Source organism: Latilactobacillus parasakei, from assembly GCF_049674265.1.
Classification (GTDB): domain Bacteria; phylum Bacillota; class Bacilli; order Lactobacillales; family Lactobacillaceae; genus Latilactobacillus; species Latilactobacillus sakei.
Map to the genome: position 1 here is coordinate 597009 of NZ_CP186861.1, position 22628 is coordinate 619636.

At 39.7% G+C, this 22628-nt stretch carries 21 protein-coding genes; 3 read left to right on the forward strand and 18 right to left on the reverse strand.

Going from position 1 to position 22628, the window contains the following annotated elements; genetic code table 11:
- Positions 1-8 precede the first annotated feature (8 nt).
- From kduD to ACPBEH_RS03150, 10 genes are all read right to left on the reverse strand, one after another.
- The gene (kduD, locus tag ACPBEH_RS03105) at positions 9-824 is read right to left on the reverse strand and encodes a 2-dehydro-3-deoxy-D-gluconate 5-dehydrogenase KduD (RefSeq protein WP_016264944.1); all 816 of its coding nucleotides are present in this window, start codon (positions 822-824) and stop codon (positions 9-11) included.
- Positions 825-857: 33 nt separating this feature from the next.
- On the reverse strand, positions 858-1703 hold the full coding sequence (gene kduI, locus ACPBEH_RS03110) for a 5-dehydro-4-deoxy-D-glucuronate isomerase (protein ID WP_104963825.1): 846 nt from the start codon (positions 1701-1703) through the stop codon (positions 858-860).
- 108 nt (positions 1704-1811) lie between these two features.
- Positions 1812-2627 carry a rhamnulose-1-phosphate aldolase gene (rhaD, locus tag ACPBEH_RS03115; RefSeq protein WP_104963824.1) on the reverse strand — a complete coding sequence of 272 codons (816 nt, stop codon included), beginning with the start codon at positions 2625-2627 and terminating at the stop codon, positions 1812-1814.
- Positions 2628-2647: 20 nt separating this feature from the next.
- Positions 2648-3901 carry an L-rhamnose isomerase gene (locus tag ACPBEH_RS03120; RefSeq protein WP_424349689.1) on the reverse strand — a complete coding sequence of 418 codons (1254 nt, stop codon included), beginning with the start codon at positions 3899-3901 and terminating at the stop codon, positions 2648-2650.
- Entirely contained in the window at positions 3894-4223 is a 330-nt protein-coding gene (gene rhaM / locus ACPBEH_RS03125; RefSeq protein WP_424349690.1) for an L-rhamnose mutarotase, read from the reverse strand. Before rhaM ends, ACPBEH_RS03120 begins: the two co-directional genes overlap by 8 nt.
- Entirely contained in the window at positions 4220-5689 is a 1470-nt protein-coding gene (gene rhaB, locus ACPBEH_RS03130) for a rhamnulokinase (protein WP_424349691.1), read from the reverse strand. The genes rhaM and rhaB overlap by 4 nt, the downstream gene beginning before the upstream one ends.
- 901 nt (positions 5690-6590) lie before the next feature.
- On the reverse strand, positions 6591-7433 hold the full coding sequence (locus tag ACPBEH_RS03135; protein ID WP_424349692.1) for a sugar phosphate isomerase/epimerase family protein: 843 nt from the start codon (positions 7431-7433) through the stop codon (positions 6591-6593).
- A gap of 79 nt (positions 7434-7512) precedes the next feature.
- Positions 7513-8811, reverse strand: coding sequence for a glycoside hydrolase family 28 protein (locus tag ACPBEH_RS03140; protein ID WP_424349693.1), 1299 nt, complete (start codon positions 8809-8811; stop codon positions 7513-7515).
- 22 nt (positions 8812-8833) lie between these two features.
- Entirely contained in the window at positions 8834-9931 is a 1098-nt protein-coding gene (locus ACPBEH_RS03145; protein ID WP_016264933.1) for a glycoside hydrolase family 88/105 protein, read from the reverse strand.
- Positions 9932-10046: 115 nt separating this feature from the next.
- Positions 10047-10721: a hypothetical protein gene (locus ACPBEH_RS03150; protein WP_424349694.1), complete on the reverse strand. Its 675-nt coding sequence runs from the start codon at positions 10719-10721 to the stop codon at positions 10047-10049.
- Between the two features lie 206 nt (positions 10722-10927).
- Between ACPBEH_RS03150 and ACPBEH_RS03155 the strand changes: the two genes are divergently transcribed.
- Positions 10928-12376: an MFS transporter gene (locus ACPBEH_RS03155; RefSeq protein WP_424349695.1), complete on the forward strand. Its 1449-nt coding sequence runs from the start codon at positions 10928-10930 to the stop codon at positions 12374-12376.
- 115 nt (positions 12377-12491) lie between these two features.
- Positions 12492-13475 (forward strand): AraC family transcriptional regulator, encoded by a 984-nt coding sequence (locus ACPBEH_RS03160; protein WP_424349696.1) that lies wholly within the window; start codon positions 12492-12494, stop codon positions 13473-13475.
- Positions 13476-13525: 50 nt separating this feature from the next.
- Here ACPBEH_RS03160 and ACPBEH_RS03165 read toward each other — a convergent pair whose 3' ends face one another.
- The 4 genes from ACPBEH_RS03165 to ACPBEH_RS03180 form a co-directional block, all read right to left on the reverse strand.
- Positions 13526-14956: a glycoside-pentoside-hexuronide (GPH):cation symporter gene (locus ACPBEH_RS03165; RefSeq protein ID WP_424349697.1), complete on the reverse strand. Its 1431-nt coding sequence runs from the start codon at positions 14954-14956 to the stop codon at positions 13526-13528.
- Positions 14957-15048: 92 nt separating this feature from the next.
- Positions 15049-16548, reverse strand: a complete 1500-nt coding sequence (locus ACPBEH_RS03170) for a UxaA family hydrolase (protein WP_424349698.1) — start codon at positions 16546-16548, stop codon at positions 15049-15051.
- Positions 16545-17969: a tagaturonate reductase gene (locus tag ACPBEH_RS03175; protein ID WP_424349699.1), complete on the reverse strand. Its 1425-nt coding sequence runs from the start codon at positions 17967-17969 to the stop codon at positions 16545-16547. The genes ACPBEH_RS03170 and ACPBEH_RS03175 overlap by 4 nt, the downstream gene beginning before the upstream one ends.
- 175 nt (positions 17970-18144) lie before the next feature.
- The gene (locus ACPBEH_RS03180; protein ID WP_424349700.1) at positions 18145-18900 is read right to left on the reverse strand and encodes an IclR family transcriptional regulator; all 756 of its coding nucleotides are present in this window, start codon (positions 18898-18900) and stop codon (positions 18145-18147) included.
- Positions 18901-19008: 108 nt separating this feature from the next.
- Here ACPBEH_RS03180 and ACPBEH_RS03185 point away from each other — a divergent pair, with 108 nt between their 5' ends.
- Entirely contained in the window at positions 19009-19656 is a 648-nt protein-coding gene (locus ACPBEH_RS03185) for a bifunctional 4-hydroxy-2-oxoglutarate aldolase/2-dehydro-3-deoxy-phosphogluconate aldolase (RefSeq protein WP_016264925.1), read from the forward strand.
- A 61-nt stretch (positions 19657-19717) separates the two neighbouring features.
- On the opposite strand, the gene ACPBEH_RS03190 is transcribed toward ACPBEH_RS03185, so the two are convergent.
- The 4 genes from ACPBEH_RS03190 to ACPBEH_RS03205 are packed head-to-tail and all read right to left on the reverse strand — an operon-like array spanning position 19718 to position 22622.
- Positions 19718-20359: a histidine phosphatase family protein gene (locus ACPBEH_RS03190; RefSeq protein WP_424349701.1), complete on the reverse strand. Its 642-nt coding sequence runs from the start codon at positions 20357-20359 to the stop codon at positions 19718-19720.
- Positions 20360-20413: 54 nt separating this feature from the next.
- A complete protein-coding gene (gene dagF / locus ACPBEH_RS03195; RefSeq protein ID WP_424349702.1) occupies positions 20414-21157 on the reverse strand; it encodes a 2-dehydro-3-deoxy-phosphogluconate aldolase in 744 nt (247 codons plus the stop codon).
- Positions 21158-21175: 18 nt separating this feature from the next.
- Complete coding sequence (locus ACPBEH_RS03200; protein ID WP_424349703.1) at positions 21176-21832, reverse strand: DUF4310 family protein; 657 nt, start codon at positions 21830-21832, stop codon at positions 21176-21178.
- Positions 21833-21842: 10 nt separating this feature from the next.
- Entirely contained in the window at positions 21843-22622 is a 780-nt protein-coding gene (locus ACPBEH_RS03205) for a DUF4311 domain-containing protein (protein WP_424349704.1), read from the reverse strand.
- Positions 22623-22628 lie beyond the last annotated feature (6 nt).

Consider the following 22628-nt stretch of genomic DNA (forward strand, 5'->3'; position numbering starts at 1 on the left):
CTAAGTTTTTAACGTACTAAGTAGCCACCATCTACGGCTAAGATATGTCCAGTAACGTAATCTGATGCTTTGCTTGCTAAGAAGACAGCAACGCCCATTAATTCATGTGGTTCTGCCCAGTGTCCAGCAGGAATCCGATCAAGAATTTCTTTATTACGTGCTTTGTCGGCACGAATTGGTGCTGTGTTAGCAGTCTTGATGTAACCAGGTGCAATCGCGTTTACTTGGATGTTGTATTCGCCAAGTTCACTTGCAAATGATTTTGTTAAACCAGCAACACCATGTTTTGAAGCAGTGTATGAAGGAATGAACTTCCCACCTTGGAATGATAACATTGAACCAATGTTGATAATCTTACCTGATTTTTGTTTAGCCATTTCTTTAGCAGCGGCCATTGACATGTGGTAAACAGCGTTCAAGTTGATGTTAATCACCATATCCCAATCTTTATCTGATGATTCAAGTAATGGATTACGACGAATCATACCAGCGTTATTAACTAAGATATCAATGTGACCGAATTTTTCGATAACTGTTTTAACAACTTCTTCAGCAACGCCTTCTTTTGTTAAATCAACATCCATAAATTCAACCTTGCGGCCACGTTTTTCGATCATTGCGCGTGTTTCATCCCATTCTGCAGTCCCGAATGTTGGGATAAAAATGTCTGCGCCAGCTTCAGCTAATGCAACGGCATAGCCTTGGCCTAAACCAGTGTTACCGCCAGTAATAACGGCAACTTTACCAGTTAAGTCGAAAAAGTTCATTTTGAATTGGTCTAATGCTGCTTCGTTTGCTTTAATTTCTTCAATTGATTGTGCCATGATTAGGTAAACTCCTTTATATATGGTTAATTTTTATTTTAAGTCGTCCATTGAAACGGCATCCATATCATCATATGTTTGGTTTTCGCCACACATTGCCCAGATGAATGAATAGTTGGTTGTCCCAACACCACAGTGAATTGACCAACTTGGGTTAACAACAGCTTGCTCATTGCCCATCACGATATGTTTTGATTCTTCAGGGGCACCCATGTAATGGAAAACTTTTGTATCAGGTTCTGAGAATTCGAAGTACATGTATGTTTCCATCCGACGTGCATGGGTGTGCGCTGGCATTGTATTCCATGATGAACCTGGTTCTAAGACTGTGTAGCCCATTTGTAATTGACAAGTATCCATTTGCGTTGCATCAATATACTTGTAAATTGTCCGTTTGTTCATATGTGCTTGATCGCCAATTGGTTTAGCTAAAGCATTGGCAAATGGTAATTTCTTGTTAGGATAGTTTTTGTGGGCTGGTGTTGAAACCACGTAGAATTTAGCAGGGTTGTTAATGTCGTCTGATTCAAAGACCACATGTTTGATCCCCATACCGACGTAGTAACCATCGTGTTGAACCATTGATTCTTTTTGACCATCGATTGTGATTGAACCAGCACCACCAATGTTGATAATGCCTAATTCACGACGTTGTAAGAAATAATCAACACCTAAGTCTTTGTCTAATTTGATTTCAAGTGGTTCAGCAGCAGGTGTTACCCCACCAAAGATCATCCGATCGTTGTAAGTATAAGTTAAGAGAATGTCGCCTGCGTTGAATAATTTTTCAACTAAGAATTGTTCCCGTAGTTTTTCTGTTGAATAGTGGCGAATATCTTCCGGGCTGTGTGAGTAGTTTGTTTGCATTGAAAAAGTCATGATAATCCTCCTCAAAATATTTCTTATAGAGAAACCTAATTCTCTATAAATAAATTATATTGTAAATATAACGCATTTGTTCGAAAAATACAAGCGTTTTCAGTCGGATTAAATAAATGCGCGATTTGGTTGAACATTGAAGACTTTAGCAAGGTCTAAGAGATCTTGATCAGTAATGGTTTGTTCAATCTTGCCACCTTGTTGTTGAATGACAGTCCAGATTTGAGCTGCTTTTTCAATTGTTTCGATTAAGCCAAAAGCTTCGTCAATCGTTGCACCAGTGCCGAATAAACCGTGCTGTGGCCAGATAACAGCCCGGAAATCTTTCAATTTAGCAGCTGTTGCTTCACCAATTTGGTTCGTACCCGGTACCATCCAAGGAATGATGCCGATGCCTTCTGGGAAGACCACTAATGATTCAGTTTGCATCTTCCATAAAATCCGGCTGAAGATTTTTTCGTCTAATTTTTGCGTAAATGTCATGGCAATTAAGTTTGTTGGGTGACAATGCATGACTACTCGTTGGTCGCTGTGTTCTGCCAAACGAGCTTGATGACCCATCAAATGCGTTGGGAATTCACTAGTAGGTGCTGCACCGTCTGAATAGCCCCATAACAAGTCTACTGCTTTACCGTCTTCTGTAATACGTACTAAGCCTAAATCACGTTCTGGGAAATCGATGATGTTTTTGAAATAACGACCAGTTGCTGAGACTAGGAAGTACATACCGGCCAAATCGCGGCCATCAAAGTTAATTGGAATTGTTCTTTTAACCGTTTGGATGTCATCATAGTCTGTTAATTCTTCAGGGAGGATTCGGTAGCTGACGTTACCACCATTTCGTTCATCCCAACCGTGATCGTATAATCTAAAGGTAATTTTAGCAACTTCTTTTACAAGTGGTGAATTAATAAATTTTGTCATTTCTCTCATTCCTCTTTCGCTTAGCGTTTTAATAAAACATCTTTTTCATATTGATCAACATCAGCAAGCCAATCTGTGCCAACTGGTACGTTTTGACGTGCACAGAATTCATCCCAAACAGCGCCAAATGGATATGATTTCAATTCTTCGGTAATTGCAAGGCGTTTCGTTAAATCGCCATCAATTTCCATTGCTTTAAGCGTGTCGATTGGGGCTAACATGCCCATTAGAACGGCCTTTTGTGTTGCACGCGCGCCGATTACCCAACCAGCAATTCGATTGATTGTTGCATCGAAGAAATCTAAACCGATATTTGTTTTGCTTAATAAATCATCGCGGACCAATGAGCGCATCATACGAATCAAAGCATCATCCATAATAACAACGTGATCACTATCCCAACGTACTGGGCGTGAAACGTGAAGCATCAAGCCTTTACCAAATGGCAAGAAGGCTGAGAACTTATCAGAAACATCTTCAGTTGGGTGGAAATGACCAGCATCGATTGTCCAGAGTTTTTGACGCGTTAAGGCGTAGTTGGCATAGAATTCATGTGAGCCAACTGTGTAAGATTCGACACCTGTTCCGAATAATTTACCTTCGAAAGTTTCAATCGTATTTTGTTCTGGTAATGGGTCTTTAATAATTTCATCCAATGAATCAATCAAACGTAAACGTGGTGTTAATTTATCAATTGGATTATCTTTGTAACCATCTGGAATCCAGAAATTATTAACGGATTGTTGGCCTAATTCTTTACCAAAATAGTTAGCAATTTTACGGCTCCGTTTACCATGTTCAATCCAGAAATCGCGAACATCTTTGTCAGGACTAGCTAATGTAAAGCCATCTTTTAACATGGGATGTGAGAAGAATGTGCCGTTCATATCAAGGCCTACGCCTTCTTTTTTAGCCCAATCCACCCAATATTTGAAATCTTCTGGTTCTAATTCGTCTAAATCTTTCTTTTGATCAGTTACCGCGTAAATGGCGTGTAATTGGACTTTATGTTGGCCGGGAATCAATGAGAGTGCTTTTGATAAATCACTGCTCAATTGATCAGGTGTGGTCGCAACCCCAGGGTAATTACCACTAACACCGATCCCACCGGTTAGTTCTTGGTTGGGGAATAGGAACCCATGAACGTCATCCCCTTGCCAACTATGGATTGATAATTTAACTTGTCCCAGTGCCTTTAAAACGGCTTCGGTATCAACGCCAATTGCTGCGTAGCGTTCTTTTGCGATTTCATATGCTGATGCGACTTTATTCATGATGCTCCTCCTCTAAATGAAATACTTCTTGTAGGTCAACTGCTACCGGACTTTCGTCGGTGTTGGTTTTCATGAGTGGTGCCATATAGTGCCACCATTTTCGACAGATGTCGGTATCGGCGATTTTTTGATATTGCGTCTCGTCTTTTACTTCTAAATAGGCGAATAAATGGCCGGTTGCATGTTCTAAAAAGATTGAATAATTGCGGGCACCATATTGGTTAAGTGCTTGTTGCATTTCTGGCCATAACTGTGCGTGCCGTTTTTCATATTCGGCCGCCTGATCTGGTTTTAAATACATAATTTGTGCGATTCGTTTCAATTGCTGGCCACCTCTTTAAGTGTTTTAAGAAATTGTTGGTAATTGGTTAAGACATCACTGTAAGTGGTTTGGGGCGTGAAGGTCTTCAGATCAAATGAGGCTTGAATAACTTTTCGACCCGCTGCGACATCTTGGAGTTCGTGGGTACTAATCATCTGGACGATTAAATTCCCGATGGCAGTTGCTTCACCCGGTCCAGCGACGACTGGCATTTGTGCCAAGTCACTGGTTAATTGATTGAGGTAAGCGACATTGCTGCCACCACCGACGATATTGAGTTGCTCAACGGGTTTAGCGGTGATCTCTGCTAGAACCCCTAATTGGGTCGCATAATCAAGTGCTAAGTTGGAATAAACTGCGTTGACGAGTTCGCCAACTGAATGAGGAATCTTTTGCCCCGTTCTTTGACAATAGTCTTGAATAGCTTGAATCATGCTCTCAGGGTTAATAAAACAGTCGTCGTTGACGTCCATAAATTGCTGGAATGGTTTCTCCTTAGCCGCTAATGCCGCCATCTCTGCAAAACTGTATTTATTCTTAAGCTCTGCTTTGATTCGTTGGACCATCCACAAACCCATGATGTTCTTCAAGAAACGGTAAGTGCCATATGCGCCCCATTCATTGGTGTAGTTTTGTTCAAAGGCCGCTTGCCCATTTTCCGGAACGTTCAATTCACGGCCAATCAACGACCAAGTGCCTGAGCTTAGAAAAGCCCATTTGTCGCCAACACCTGGTGTCCCAACAACCGCCGAAGCTGTGTCGTGCGTCGCTACTGTAATCACGTCGCATTCTGGAATGGCATATTGGCGGTGCCATTTATTCGTAATCTTACCCAGATAGGTGCCAGCCTCAACTAAATGTGGGAATTGATGGGCCGAAACCTTTAGTTTTTCCAATAAATGATTATCGAAAAGCCCTTCTCGCAAGTTCAACATTTGCGTCGTTGATGCGTTTGTGACCTCGGTTACCGAATTCCCGGTTAAAACATAACCTAGGTAATCTGGTACCATCAAAATTTTATCCGTCGCTTGCAACATCTTTTGGTTTTCAGAATAGAGTTGATACAACGTATTAAAGTTTAAGAATTGAATCCCTGTTTTTTCGTAAATATAATCTTTTGAATATTGCGCTGTTAACTCGTTAAAGGCGCTTTGTGTCCGGTGATCACGATAGCTTACTGGATCTGCCAGTTTCTGACCGTCGTCGCCGACCAAGATATAATCAACACCCCAAGTATCAATACCAAGCGTTGCTGAATCGATACCTTGCGCTTTGGCTTTTTCTAAACCTAATAGAATTTGTTGGACTAAATAATCAATATCCCAACAATCACGTTCATTTTCTTTATGAAAATCATTTTTGAAGCGATGCAGTTCTTGAATTTTTAATTGTTCATTTTGTAAGTAACCTAGCATTAATCGGCCACTTGAAGCACCGATATCAATCGCAATGTATTTCTTTCCCAAAATCGTCACCTTCTATCTTATTGCTTAGCTCATAGTCTTATTAAACCGCTTACGGCAACCGCTTTCAATAACACTTAAAATCGTAAAAATATCATATATACAGATTATCGCAATTCTGGCTTTAAAATCGTTCTCTGGATTATCAATCAAAACACTTTTGTAAAAAAATCTTGATAAAGTTTATGTTCCAAATTTATGTCTCCGTAATACCTTTTAATCCTCATTAATATTAGGTGATATGAGGACATTTTTATATATTAGTATCTTGAAATACGATATGTTACTTATTACTAGTCCAATATATTTCAAACTATCATCGAGAAAGTATGAACAAGTTATACTTAAACCTACAGAACTTGGTTAATAAATCAGGCTAATTGACAAATGCACCATACATTGTATAATTATGTTGTTATAAGAAGCCCGTTTATTGGGTTCGAACCCCATACCTGCCATACTATTTCAAACGGGCTTCTTACAGCACTAACTACAATTACTTTATCATTGATTTCAAATTATCTTTACGATCAATTAAATAAGGTAGGTACAATGAGTATTAACTTAACCGCATTACAAACTATCATTATTCTTTTAGGTGTTTCTTTAGTTTCGGCAGGTTCCTCACACAGGGTGGATGTAGATATAAGATTCATCTAAGAGAATTAAAAAATTGAATAAAGCGAATTTAGCATATTAAATACTGCTTTACATAGATTTCTGAGTCGTAAAAATTTGGTTGAACCAAATTTTTACGACTCAGTTTTATTTTAATTCTTAACTAGACTAATATTATTATAAAAAGGCAATATTTTACACCTCAATGAGAGAAGTAAATATTGCCTTTTATATATTATTAAAACTGTACCTACTCGTATTTCATTCTTTCAGTTCCCTTATTAGCTTAAGCTATGCGTTCAATCGTTTGTTGCAACAATTGAATCCCTGCTTCCAAGCCTTCTCTTGGGGCTTCGTCTAAAATAACAAGTCCTGCAGATTGATAGTGTGCCATGATTTTAAAGAAACGTTCAAAATCCATGACGCCGGTCCCAGGTGCCATAATATCTTTAGTCGTTTCAAATTGATAATCCTTCACATGAACCGCATAAATCGCATCGCCAAAGCGGGCCAAGCCCTCTTCCAAAATTTGATAAAGATCGCCTTTATTATCTTCATTCAATAAATTGACGGGATCTAAAATGATCTTCAGGTTGGGTGAATCAACCGTCTTTAACAATTGGTCGATTGTCTCTAAAGAATGAATCGGATGATTAATGCCGGCTTCAATCCCGACTAATTGGCCCACCTTTTCGGCAGTCGTCACTAAGGTTTGGACATTGGCGATTGTCTTTTGAACCACTTCTGGTGTGTAGTTGCGTGTTGTGGGTTTAAATTCAGGATCTAAGCTGCCCGGTTCAGTGGCGACTAAATGGGCCCCATAAGTCCCAGCTAACGTTAAATATTGTTTGAATTGCGCAATATTGGCTGCTTGTTTGGTTTCATCAGGATCAATGAGATTAATATAGCTACTCAAAACGCCAATTTGAATCTTTTTGGCTTGCATCATTTGATTAACTTGCAATCCTAATCCTGCTGAAATACCGCGCCCATTTTGACTCAAGTGGGGTAATGAAATCCCATTGGCAAATTGGACGACGCGCACGCCGTTATCGGCAATTGTTTGTGTTAATTGCTCTAAATCATCACTAATCATAAAATCATGTGCTCTTAATCCAAGTGTTAACATCTTCTATAACTCCTTTTCAATAAAAAAAGGTACTAAAACCCAACTGCAGATTTCAGTACCTCCTCATTTGTGTTTATTTTTAACGATTATCGTAGTGATCATTGGCATCATTATTGGCATTTTCAACCGAAACAACGACATCATCAAACTGTAATTGTTTAACAGCAATGATTTTTCCAAATTCCTTGGCCTCAATTGCCACGTGCCGGAAAGTGATATTGGTCATCGGTTTATCAGGATAAGCCCCAATATCAAAGGCCCGTGATGGCAATTGATAATCTGGCGTCAGAGTCGCCTGCACATCTTGAACGACGATGTCTTCAACCAAACTTTTTTGCTGATTTTCTGGAATTTGAGCAGCGACTGCCTGCCAGGCGACCGGCATCTCGCTAACTGGTCGATCGAATTCTTTTTGATTATAACTTGGGTGCCAGTTTAATAACCATGAGAATGGGAATTGAACATTAGTCATTGTTAGGCGTTCGACGCGGACATCGCGGATGAAGCCACCCCGAGCAGCCGATGATTTCATGCGAAATCCACAACCACTGTTTTGATAAACAATATCATGAATGTGGACGTGTTGGACACCTGCTGAAATTTCGCTCCCAATCACAATCCCATAACCACCGTTGATTTGACAGTTCTTGATTTCGATATGTTCAGACGGACGATTGACGCGCAATCCGTCACCATCTCGACCAGACTTAATGACAATACAATCATCCCCACAAGCCAGTTGACAATCTTCAACCAAAATAAATTGCGATGAATCAATATCAATTCCATCCGTACTAGGACCGTTGTTATCCCGAATAGTAATACCTGCCACATGCACATGCTGAGAATAGGTAATCTGCAGGTTCCAGAAACCAGACTGCCGCAGCGTTAAATCATTGATACTAATCCGCTGTGATTCATAAACCAAAATTTCGCGGGGCCGGCGCACTTCGTAATCGACAATCCAGCGCAATTGACGCGCATCATAATCGGCACGGGCACCACCTTTTTGATCAGCACCCCAATAATGGTCCCACCAAACGGGTCCTTGACCGTCGATCAAGCCAGGTCCTTTGAGTGTTACATCAGTCACGTTGATTAAATTCAAAATCGCAGCGGGCCATTGCATTTCAACGCCGGCGACACGCGTCTGAATTTCAGGATAATCCTGTAAGTCAGTTGAACCAATTAAGGTTGCACCCTTTTCGAAATAAAGCGTTAGATGGCTTTTTAAAAAGAGTGACCCCACTAAGTAACGCCCTGCCGGAATGACCAGCGTATCAAATGGCTCACAAGCATCAATAGCTTGTTGCAAGAAAACCGTACTCAATGTTTGACCATCCGCATAAGTTTCATAATCTGTCAGTTGAACGCGCATCGACTCACCTTCTTAATGATGATTAATAGAATTCACTCAAGTATTCGCAGAGGCAAAGGGTCGCCATTGATTGACCATAAGGCATTACTGAAATCTTGATATTCTTATAGAAGTCTTTGGTTTCGCCCATTGGTGTCCCAGCTGAAACATAAGCTAAAGCGCCCGTTTCATCAATATTATCAAGCACAGCTTTCACAGCTTTTATGCCCATTTCACGATAGTCTTCGCTGATGTAGTGATTATGGATTGATTTCAAAATCCCATACGCAAAGCCAGCAGTTGCTGAACCTTCAATGTATGAATCTGGATCATCCACTAAGGTGTGCCAGAAACCATTATCAGCTTGGTATTTTGCCAATGTATCGATTTGATATTGGAGGTTCATTTCTAAGAATGATTTAACCGCATCGTTTTCTTTGAAATCAACTAATTCTAAGAATTCAGGAATTGCAATTGTAATCCATGAGTTACCACGGCCCCAGAAGGCACCTGAGAAGTTATTGCGTTCGTTGAAGTTCCAACCGTGATACCAAAGGCCTGTTTTCTTGTCTGCTAAGAATTGAATGTGTAATAAGAATTGTTTCTTAGCTTCTTCGATATAATCATCATTTTTGAAAAGCTTCCCTAATTTAGCAAGTGTTAAGACACTCATCATTAAGGTATCATCCCACATTTCATTTTCGTTTAAATCACCGAAAGTAACGTGTTGGAAGCCACCGCGTTCTGTTCTTGGAAGGTCTTCGTATAACCATTTGCCCCATGATTTAAGATAGGGTAGGTATTTTTTGTCGCCAGTTTCTTCGTATAAGAATGCGAGTGTTTGCATTTGAACCATGGTATTGATATTTTTTTCAACTGGTTCTTTTTCGAATTGATCATCAAACCATTTGATCATTTGCGCTAAGATTTCTGGTTTACGGGTTAATTCATAGTATTTCGTCATCCCGTATAAACCAATGCCTGATGTCCATTCCCAGTAGTTAAAACTCTTGTTATCAATGATTGACCCGTCAGCGACTTTGATTGAAAATTCACCAGTCGGATCGCTTAAATGAACTAAGTTGTCGATTAATAAATCAATTTTACCTTCAAGATTCTTTTTTGAAATTAATTGTGTCATAATTTTTCCTCCTAGCTTACGGCCTTTAGCAACCGCTTTCACTGATTATCATACAAACTTCACAAGGAAGCCACAATACAGATTATTAAGATGGCATTAACAAATATACAGATAACTAAATCGTTGGCCGGTGTTTCAAGTGTGTAAAGACGTGCTTATCCGACCAGCCGGTAATTGGTCCTTGAATAACTAATGAAATCGCAGTACCAATATTGATTGCGACTAGACTTTTAGTTTGCAGCCAACAGAATAAAACAACTAACAACGGTAATGTGTAGCTAACATATTGCCCAATGGCTGCATTCCCATGGAAGAAACTGAATCGCAGAATATACGATAAGTCATCATTGGGATGTAACACAATCCGAACACGTTGATAGATTGACACCGCAACGCCAATCAATACGACACCGACTAAGTCCAAGGCGATTCTGGGACCAAAAGACAAGCGTCCTACGCCAAGTTCAACAAACATCTTAGTAAATTGCTGAACGAGATAACTAAACGGCATAATGAAAATCAAGTTGCCAATAATCCGGTGCATATCGACTCGTCGCAACAAGATGATATTTACAAAAATAACAATAATCCCATATAAGAATAAAATCAATCCCAATCCGCTGTGTAAGTAACTCGCTAAATTAGCTGCCGAAGCTGTCCAGATTGCACTGCCTAGATTAGTGGCAACTGTTAAGGCATTCGCCAATCCATTTAATAAGATCGAAATAATAAAATAAAATAACGTTTCAAACACAGTTAGTTTCCTTAATGCCCCATTTTCAGCGTACACAATATTCTCCTCCTCACAATTAAAAATTGGCTATGCCTTGATTGTACAATGTTAGCGCTTTATTTTCTGCTTAAAAACGCCTAATATGTATAAGTGATACAAACAACCATAAAAAAACATATTGCGACGGAACGAAGGATATTGTTCAATAAGACTGTAAGCGTTTACCAGAAATCATTCATAATTTTTTTAAGGAGATGCATAATATGAAAGCACCTACAGCGACTCATCCAGGTACTCAATCAACCACAGCACAACATCAAGCTGTGAAAACTAACGCCAAACCATTTGGTCTTCGCGACAAAATCGGCTACATGTTTGGGGATTTAGGGAATTGCTTTATACTCGGTCTTGTGAATAGTTTCCTAATGATTTATTACACGAACGTCCTTGGGATTGCCGGTGGGGTTGTTGGGATCTTATTCTTAACAGCTAGAATCATCGATGCTTTTGCTGATGTCACAGTTGGCCGGATTGCCGACACAACAGCATTAACCAGTGAAGGTCGTTTCCGTCCTTGGATTCGTCGGATGAAATATCCTTTCTGCTTAATCACAATCATCATGTTCTTACCATTCATGCACTCATTACCAATGAGTCTTAAGATTGTCTACATCTTCATTTCATATCTTGTTTATGGGATTTTCTTATCAGCAATCAATATCCCTTACGGTTCAATGGCTTCAGCAATTAGTGCTGACCCCGATCACCGTGCCTCATTATCAACTTTCAGAAGTTTAGGTTCAGCTATCGGTGGTGCTTCAACTGGGTTCTTAATCCCCATCTTCATGTACGCACAAGCTGCTGATGGTCGCCAAGTTGTTTCAAACATGCGTTTCTTCATTATCGCAATCGTTTGTTCATTACTTGCCTTCTTGTCATACAATATGACATACAAGCTAACAACTGAACGGGTTCAAATTCAAAAACATGAAAAAGTAAGCGCTAAAGATTTATTAAAAGGGATGGCTAAAAACAAGGCGTTACTTGCCCTTGTTGCTGTCGATTTATTCATCGTTATCAACCAAATCTTATCAGGTACAACCACTACTTATCTTTTCAATGACTATTTCCACAACAAACAAGCGATGTCAATCGCCCTTCTCTTCACTTACGGGACAGTTATCTTGCTTGCACCTTTTGCAACTTGGGTTATCAAACGGTTTGGTAAGAAAGAAGCCAGTGTTGTGACCTTAGTTTTCTCATCTGCTTTATATTTCATCATGTACTTCATGCACATTCACAACGCTTGGGTTTACCTTGTATTCATGTTCATCGCAACTTTAGGTTTTTCACTTTTCAACTTAATGGTTTGGGCTTTCATCACTGACGTTATTGATTACCATCAATACGTGACTGGCTACCGTGAAGACGGTACCGTTTACGGTGTGAACTCATTCGCTCGTAAAGTTGGCCAAGCCTTAGCTGGTGGGATCGGTGGTTTCATGCTTCAATTAATCGGCTACCAATCATCAACAAATGGTGGTGCCGTTCAAAGTATCGCCGTTGAAAACCGGATTTATGGTTTAGCGAACTTATTACCAGCCGCATTATTATTAATCGCTGCATTAATCCTTGCCTTCTTATACCCACTTAACAAGAAAACAATTGATGATGTTGATGCTAAACTTAAAGAAATTAACAACCAAGATTAATCTCGAATAATCTTTAAGACGCTAAGTAAATCTCATTTTACTTAGCGTTTTTTTTAATCTTATGCTACGATGTAATCAGTTACATTACTGATAATTTGTTTTAGGAGACCTCTAAATGGAACAAACTTTAGCCACTTTTTTAAAACAAGAAACACCGATTGAGACACTACAACGAACCAGCCACCGCTTTGTCCCCGACTTCCCTACGGCTACAGTCCCTGAATCGCCAGCCGAATTTAAATTAGAAAGTCAGTACTTCTTCAAAAATAAAGATATTTACATCAATAAACACAACCGCTATGCTGCCTATCCAAAACACTCTCACGATTTCATGGAACTTAACTATATCTATTCCGGTGAGTGTACCGAAATTATTGATGGGCAAAAAGTGCATTTAAAGCAACATGATATTCTCTTAATTGATATCGGTAGTGAACATTCAATTGAACCATTAGGCGAGAATGATATCTTAATCAACATTCTTTTTCAAAATCAAAATATCAATCTCCACTGGCTCGAACAGATGAAATCAAACCGCAGTATTTTATTTGATTTCTTAATCAACAACCATACCGAGGCACAGAAGAACTTCTTACTCTTCCAAGATAACCTCCCTAAAATTAGTAATGTCATTGAACAACTGCTGACAGAATATTATTTTCCAGCCGACTTTTCGGATGTGATTATCAGCCATTATTTAATCATTTTGCTGACTGAATTAATGCGCAACTACGATCCTAGTATGGTCCGTGACACCAATCAGATTCCCAACGACCTCTTAAACCGGATTTTTGCGATTATTGAAAAGGACTACACAACACTAACCCTCACTGCCTTAGCAGAGAAGCTAAGCTACACCAAGAACTACCTCAGTAACTTCATTAAGGCCGAAACACACGTTACCTTTACAGAGCTACTCAACAAGCAAAAACTACTGAAGGCTCACCTTTTGATCAGCTCGACGCAGCGGACAATCGACGATATCATCGCTGAAATCGGCTATACGAACAAGAACTACTTCTACAAGGAATATAAGAAGGCCTACCATGAATTACCCTCGGAAACACGTAAACATAAGGCAGACGACACTTTACTGTAAATAAAAAAGGAAGCTGGGACAAAATATACTTTTGTCTCAGCTTCCTTTTTTTAATTATCTTGATCCCCAATTGTTCCTTTTTCCCATTTGCCTGCTTCAAGGTCAGCTGCAATTTCACGATAGTGATCGTCTGATAATTGGTATAAAAGACCAATGATAACCGCTGCTGATAATAAGGCAATTGCTGGATAAAGGGTCATAGCACCTTTAATCCCAAGTAATGTCCGTTCTGTTTGATGCGCATTTGCCACATAACCGGTTAACGCTAAGATACCAGAACTAACAAGTGCTGCTAATGATTGCGCTAATTTTCGTGAGAAGTTGAAGGCTGCATAGGTAATCCCTTCTTTACGAATGCCAGTATGCCATTCCCCATAATCAATCACATCTGAAACAAAGGCCCAAGTAATCCCGTTAGGAATTGCTAAAGCAACGTAGCCGATTGTGACTAATCCAATAAAGGTGTAGATATTAGTTGGTAACACAAAGTTTAAACCGTTCGCAATCGCACCAATCGTAAAACTCCAGATAACAGTTTGTTTCTTACCGAATAGTTTTACTAACTTAGGAATTAATAAAATAGCAACGACGGAACAGCCAATCATGATACCGTTTACAATTGGTTGTAAGCCAATATTACCTAAGTTATATTCACAGAAGAAAACCATCATTTGATTATTTGTATTCATTGCTGAAATTGTAAAAATTGTCATGAGAATTAAACAAGCCAATGGTTTATTGGTAAACACAACTTTGGCATAATCTTTAAAGTTTTCCCGTTTTGCATTTGGATCACGATGAACCGCAATATTTTCGCGCGTGCCCTTATAACAAATATAAAAGCCAGCGACACCAATCACGGCCATGACAGCTGCGGCAACCGCATACCCGTGCTTTTGACTACTGAACATCGTTACAATTGGAATAAATGCGACACCAGTAATCAATTGTGCGCCCAACGAACCTGCTTGGCGCGTTGTTGCCAGTTGCGTTCTTTCTTCAACATCTCGGGTCATTACTGAGGCAAGTGACCCATAAGGAACGTTGGTAAAACTATAACAAAGGCCCCAAGCCATATAGGTCGCGTAAGCATAAACAATTTTAATCGGCATCGCAACGTCTGGCATGGTAAATGTCAAAACCGTCAAAATACCTAAAATAATAGCTGAAATCATCATCACCGGTCTAAATTTGCCATTTTTACCAATTTTAGTCCGACCATCAATCACAGAACCCGCGATTGGATCCATAAAAGCATCAAAAATTTTAGTTACGGAAAAAATAAGTGCAACGACGCCAGACCCAATCCCACAGGTATCAATAAAGAACTTGGTCAGATAGGCTTGGCCTAAATCAAACATGAAGCCATTACCAAAATCGCCGAACCCGTAGGCCCCCTTTTCCTGCCAAGATAGTGTTCTGTGGTCCTTACGTGGTGCTTTATGCGGTACTAGGTTTGCATTAACATGTATATCAGCCATACGATCTCCTCCAAGAGTGATTATATTCACAAATAACATCATTAAATAAGTCTGCCTTTTCGACAGACTTATTTTACTAACTCAAAATCATTTTATTCCGTGACACCATTTTTAAAGATAGCAATCCCGTGAATCCCAAATTGTTCGTTATTCGTTGGACGGCCACTCGCTGTTTCAATAATAAAATCGATAAATTGATCCGCTAAATCGTCCATTGATTTGTTCATTAATTGCCCAGCATCAAAGTCAATCCAACGTGGTTTCTTATCTGCAATGTAGGAATTTGACGCCACTTTAACAGTTGGGACATAAGTGGCAAATGGTGTTCCCCGACCAGTTGTAAAGAGCACCATCTGACAATCAGCAGAAGCTAATGCTGATGATGAGACTAAATCATTCCCAGGTGCTTGTAATAGTGACAAACCGTTAGTCTTCAATTTATCACCGTATTGTAAAACATCACATACTGGTGAAGTCCCTGATTTTTGCGTACAGCCGAGCGACTTATCCTCTAAAGTTGAAATACCACCTTCTTTGTTACCTGGTGATGGATTTTCATAAATCGGTTGATGATAAGATTCGAAGTAAGCTTTAAACTCATTAATCAATGCGACAATTTTTTCAAAAGTCGGTTGATCCTTAGCCCGTGACATTAAGATTTGTTCAGCACCAAACATTTCTGGGACTTCCGTTAAAACCGTTGAGCCACCTTGGGCCACAATATAATCTGATAAGCGTCCTAATAATGGGTTGGCAGTGACCCCTGATAACCCATCTGAACCGCCACATTTCAAACCAATCTTTAAATCACTTAGTGGACATTTCACGCGATGATCGTCCTTAGCGGCTTCATTTAGTTCTTCCAATAAATCTAGTGCATCGCCTAATTCATCCTTCACTTCTTGCGAAATGATAAATTTCATACGATCAGGATTAATCGGTTCGTAGACTTCAATTGCCGCCTTCATACCGTCCATCTGGTTATTTTCACAACCAAGGCCAAAGACTAGGACCCCGCCTGCATTTGGTTGAAGCGCAGCATCTACTAAAATTCGGCGTGTCATTTCAAAATCGTCCCCCAATTGTGAACAACCATAAGGGTGTTTCAAAACGATGATATTATCAAATGAGCCATTATCTGGATGGAGCGCCTTGAATTGTTGAACAAAAATGTCTAATAACGGATTAATACAGCCTACCGTAGGAATAATGTAGAGGTTATTTCGAATCCCAACTTTCCCATTATCCCGCTTATACCCCATAAAATACCGTTCTGGTTCTTTTTGATAGTGGTTGGGAATTGTCATTGGTTGATAATCATAAGCCAGTTGGTCCTTCAAGTTAGTGGCGAGATTATGCGTATGCACCCATTGCCCTGCCACGACATCTTCAGTTACATGGCCAATTGGATAACCGTATTTAATGACATCGGCGTTTTTTGAAAGTGCTTGTAATGTGAATTTATGCCCACGTTTGACGTCCTCATTTAGTGTAACCGGTGTTTCAAGATCTGATATGACTGTTCCAGCCGTTAGATCTTGCAACGCCACTGCAACATTATCATTCGCGTTTAAAATGACGTATTGATTCATAGTGTTTCTCCTTTATTAATCGCACGTACCAATTGTCGTGTTTGTTGATTCAAAATTTGTGCCATATCTGCTTTAACAGTTGCCTCTAAGCCAGGTAATTGCGTTAAATCCATTCCCCATAAGGCTTCAGTAGCCAATGCCTTTTCGATATAATCTGGTTGCTGTTGAATGGTTTTGAAAAACGCGATTGTTTCCGGTGTATCGTTAGGTTCAATTGCAATATCAGGATAGTCACCATAAATGACTAATAATGCGGCTAAGGCAAGTGCCATTCGAACGGGAACTTGATGCTGTTGTTCAATATTTTGTTGTAAGCTAGGTAATAGGCGCGCTTTGAATTTAGAAATACTATTTAAAGCGATTGATGCCAACTCGTGTTTAACATATGGATTAGCAAAACGTTCCTTAATGCCTTCCGCATAATCAGCCAATTCTTGATGTGGCAAGTCGATGACTGGCATAATTTCGGTATACATTTCATCGTTAATAAATTGGCTAAAATCGGGATCAGCCATCACCTGACCCACCGTTTCTAAGCCAGCTAAGCGCGCAATAGGGGCCATCGTACTATGCGGGCCGTTTAGCAAGCGTACTTTGCGTTCACGATAAGGTTGCATATTGTCTGTGATCACAACATTAATGCCGGCCGCTTTTAATGGTAATCGTTCTGCTAGGCTGGCGTCCCCTTCAATGACAAAAATTAAAAATGGTTCAGCCTTAACGATTAAATCATCTTGATAACCAAATTGTTCACATAATTCAGCAGCCCGTTCCTTAGGATAACCGGGTACAATCCGGTCGACCAATGTTGAATAGAACCGATTTTCCGTGTTGACCCATTGCTTGAAAGCAGCTCCGAGTGCCCAAAGATCGGCGTATTTCAAAACACAATCTTTCAATTGATCACCATTATGGTTAATCAATTCGCAAGGGATGATGTCAAACCCGGGCTTTTGTAACTTAAAGCGTTCGTATAATAGCGCTGTCAATTTGCCCGGATAAGTATTTGGTGTGCTAGTCGTCAATTGGTCTGTTGGATCAAATTGAATACCGGCTTCAGTCGTATTTGAGAAAATAAACGCAAGATTATCATCTTGTGCCAAATCGAGATAAGCTGCAAAATCAGCATACGGATTAACGGTCCCATTAATAGCAGTGATAACTTCCGAAGATTGAATTTTTTCCCCTGCTAACAAACCTTCTAGTAAAACCGTATAGAGATTATCTTGATCCGCTAGTCGATCAACCATGCCATGTTCGATCGGTTGAATGACCTTCACCCCACCGTTAAATAAACCTTGATTGTTCATCTGTTGAATTTGCCAATCAACGAAGGCTCTTAGAAAGTTACCTTCACCAAATTGAAGCACTTTAGTTGGTAATTCTTTTTTACGTTTAATAACCGCTTTAATATTTTGCATGACAATCAATCCTTTCAATTTTATGATACCGGTAACAAAATATGTAAAAATAAAAATGGTATCGTTAACATTTTCAAGTTCATGTTATCACAACTACGATTTTTAGCAATCCCTTTTTTAATTTTTTTCAAAAAAAAGAGACTATTCCCATTACGAATAATCTCCGTTCACTATTTTAAAGATGTCTTTCAATCATTTCTTTTGTTTTCAAAACCGCTGCGGTAATCGCCTTCTTCCGTTTGGCATCCAACCGATAATCTGGTGTACTGACACTAAATGCCCCAAAAACGCGGTTGTGCTTTTCTAAAACGGCACCCACACAGAAAACTTCTTCTTCATTTTCACGATCGTCAATTGAATAATGGCGTTCTCTAACCTGGTTAATCTGCTTTTGGAGCTCGTTTGGATCGGTAATCGTATGCGTTGTGAGTGCGGTTAACGCCACCCGGTTCAAATAGGCCGTTACTTGTTCATCAGGCATTGTCGCTAAGAAAGCCTTGCCCATGGCCGAACTAAAGAGGTTTAGCTTCCCACCAACTTTTGATTTCAAGTTAACGCTGCGGGGGCTTTCTAGTTTTTCCAAGAAAACAACAAAATCACCGGCATGAATGCCCAGATGGACTGTTTCACCTGTTTCATCCCGCAATTCTTGTAGGTATGGGACCGCAACATTCTTAATATCAAACTCAGACAATGCTTTTTGCCCGTAACCAATCAATTCCGATCCCAAAAAATAACGTTTATCATTTTCTGAACGCCACAACAAATTCAACTCACACATTGTTGCGAGCACTTTTAAAGTGGTTGATTTAGTACTTTGTAAGCCATCACTAATTTCTTTTAATGTCTGCCCTGCCGGCTGATCCATTAAATAATCTAGAATTTGTTTGGCCTTAATTAAGACGGTGCCATACGATTTTGTTTCTGTCATTTTTACAATCTCCTACTTGTTTTCTAGAATGAAAGCGTTATAATATAACTATTATATAGTTTCTTTATCAAAAAGTAAATTTATTATATGGAAATGGAGCTGATTTTTTTGCAAAAAATGGATATTCTTCAAAAGGTTAAAAACACTGGTGTGGTAGCTGTTGTTCGTGGTGCTTCTAAGGACGAAGCCTATCAAGCAGCCAAGGCATGTATCGTCGGTGGCGTTAAAGGTATCGAATTAACATTCACTGCCCCAGAAGCTGATAAAATTATCGCTGAATTGAAACAAGAATTCAAGGATGATCCTGAAGTTTGTATCGGTGCCGGTACTGTTTTAGAACCAATCACAGCTCGGATCGCAATCATGGCTGGTGCGGAATTCATTGTAAGCCCTTCCTTCAACGAAGAAGTTGCTAAGATGTGTAATCTCTACCAAATTCCTTATATGCCAGGCTGCATGACAATTACTGAAATCCAAACAGCAATGTCATTTGGTTCTGATATCGTGAAAGTCTTCCCTGGTAGTGTTGTTGGCCAAGGCTTCATCTCAGCTGTTAAAGCCCCATTCCCATATGTCAACATCATGCCAACTGGCGGTGTTAACTTAGAAAATATGAAAGACTGGTTTGCTAAGGGCGTTGTCGTCGTTGGTGCTGGTGGTAACCTTGTCGGCCCTGCTGAAAAAGGTGATTTTGCCAAAGTAACTGAAAATGCCAAAGCTTACCACGCAGAATTCGAAAGAATTATGAATGCTTAAAAATTAAACAACATGAGGCGCTACGGACAAATGAATCTTTGTCTGTAGCGCCTTTTTTGGGTTATTTTAATAATACCATCTTTTCATAACTAATTCTGATTTTCGTCACACTGCCATTTTCTGGAAAAGCCGATTCGCTTGAAATAATATCGCCAAAATATTTCAATAGCAGCATTTTTAAAAATGTACCGTGCGTGACCACTAATATTTTAGCATGATTCCTATTTTCACTCAGTAATGTTTGCCGAGCACTTTCAAAACGTAACCAAAATGCGATTGCATCTTCTGCATAACCAAACGGATCTGCTTGATGCATTGCATCTCGGGCAATATCGATTGAATAACGGTGAATAATCTCAGCCTGAGTTTGACATCCCAGTGATTTTCCAACAATCGCCCAAGTTTCTAAGTTATTTAAACCCTCAAAGCCGCCGAAAAATACTTCCCGAAGAGTTGATAACTGCTGAATCTTAGGTAATGCATACTGACTTTGCTGACAAATAATAGTTGCTGTATCCAGAGCCCGTTTCAAATCTGAACTATATACAGCATCAAAATCAATCGTTTTTAAAGACTGCCCTGTAGTGATTACACAATCAACTCCTTCTGCCGTTAAGGGTGAATCTGACCAACCTTGCATTTTATGCATTAAATTAAAGTATGTTTGCCCATGTCGTACAAAATAAACATCTACTGTTTTCATTTTCCCTCCACTATGAATAAAGTACGCCTAAAAAATTTTAGGCGTACTTCTTTTTTATGCTGTTACTAAGCGTTGAACGATTTCAAATAAGCGTGCCACATCAGATGGTCGTGTATCCCCTGTCGTTTGATCGATGATCGAACTGTAAATGTGTGGAATCACCTTTTTCACGCCTGCGTCTAACGCAATCTGTAGAATTTCTTCAAAGTTATCTAAATCAATTCCACCAGTAGGTTCTAGACTAAAATCATTATCAGCACATGCTTTAGCAACTGCTTTATATTCTGCCTTGCAAGCTAAGCCTTTCATAGGGAAAAATTTAATTGAACTCCCGCCCATATCTTTCAGAAGTGCGATTGCCGTTTCAATTGGAACTACTGCCTGTGTGCTGCGACTACTTAAAGGACCCGTTGCAATATTGACGAAACCAACCCGACCAGTTGGTGATACCAAACCGTTAATGAACGTTTCTGTCTGACCTAGTGCTTGTCTTGAAGCCCCAACACCTGTAAAAACTTGATTAACATGTTGTGGTTGTAACGTACCGACTAAGCGCGTGACCATCGTACTTTGATTAGGATCTCCTGCCCCCAAACCAACCGATAGCGCATTATTGGTTGCTGCCTGATAACGTTTCATATCCGTAATGGCAGCTTCATCTGTTTCATAATTTTTAGAGAGTACCCCTAAAACAATATTCTCTTTTGCTGCTTCATAACAATCTTGTGCATTCTCAACAGAATTAGCTAATACGTTTAAACAAACGCGGTCCTTGTAAAATTGTGGTTGTAAAGTCATTATTTTTCCTCTTTTCATCTATTTTAAAGCAATTGGGAAAAACGCGCCTAGGATCATCGCCCCTAAAATTGCGCCACCTGCAATTGGTTTCTTCCATAGATAGAAGATCACCGCTCCGATTGTGGCCCCAATCCCAATCGGAATTGAAGCACCGGCTGCACTCAAGATAATTAATGGCCCTAAAAATCGTCCTGATGAATTCCCAGCCCCCATCATCACATCAGCACCAAAAGTGGCATTCGATTGATTAATTGTGTATTTACGTACGGTTGTAATGATGATCCCAATCACAATCCCCAAGAAAAGGCCCATAACAATTGCAAAAGCAAAATTCTCAATCGGTGCCTTCCAACCAATACTCAATAAAATTGCAGGAATCCCAATTCCGACACCCGTCAGAATTGAACCACCTAAATCTAAGATCCCAACAAGTGACCCTTCTAGAATTCTCGCGAATAAGAAACTAGCCCCAAACGCTGCGGCAGCACCGTAAGAACCACCATCCATCCCCGCTTTTAACATCGCAACAATAGCAACTTCATTAAACGCCCCAACACCATATTGGTAATACATATGTGTTCCGGCGAAAACACCGGCGGACATTAAGCCAACTAGAATTGGGAATGACCATTCGGAATACCAAAAGCTTTTTTTATTAATCTCAATTGTGTCCATTGCCAACCTCCTATTTAACTTTGAATACACCATGCATATTTGTTAACCAATCTGGTACTGATAGTTTAAAACTCTGGATCATTTCAACATCAAATCCTCTAAAGAAACCACTAAGGATAAACAGTAAAATAATAGCGCCTAACATCATTTTGGTTGTTTTAGTCCAACCTAATTCATCAACACCTTTACCAATTAAAATACCTAAAACAATTCCTGGTACGGCATTTCCCATAATCATCGCTGATAAACCACCAAAAATGATTGACCAAAGGCCAGAACGTTTACCCGCATCAATTGCTGCCAATAAGAAAATAATCGGCATGACGATATTAATCAATAAATCAGCCGCCGGCACTAAAACTTTCACAGCAGTCACTTGCAATGACTTAGGAATTGCCGAAGCAGTTGTATTTAAGAAGGATACGACAACAATCCCAATCAAACCACCTGAAATGGCCATTTTCCGTGGATTATGCACCGTTTCTTCTAGTTTCTTATTCCTAATCAATAATGAAGCAGCCGCCCAATTGGGAATAACCCGATGCGTCACATCTTGCGTGAATGCCCCAGCGCCAACCGTTGACGCCCAAGCATTGAAGAAAAAACCTAGTCCAAATGAGAAATGTGACGCAGGATCACCTTCACAAGCATTCATTTCGCCTAACGTTCTAAAAGCACCCAAGGCTTGTACTGTTGGTGCATTGAACATTCGTGCGGCACCCATTCCGGCAGCAAAACCAACCAAGCCACCAATTAGAATAGATTTCATTAAAATTATGATGATTGTCATTTTACG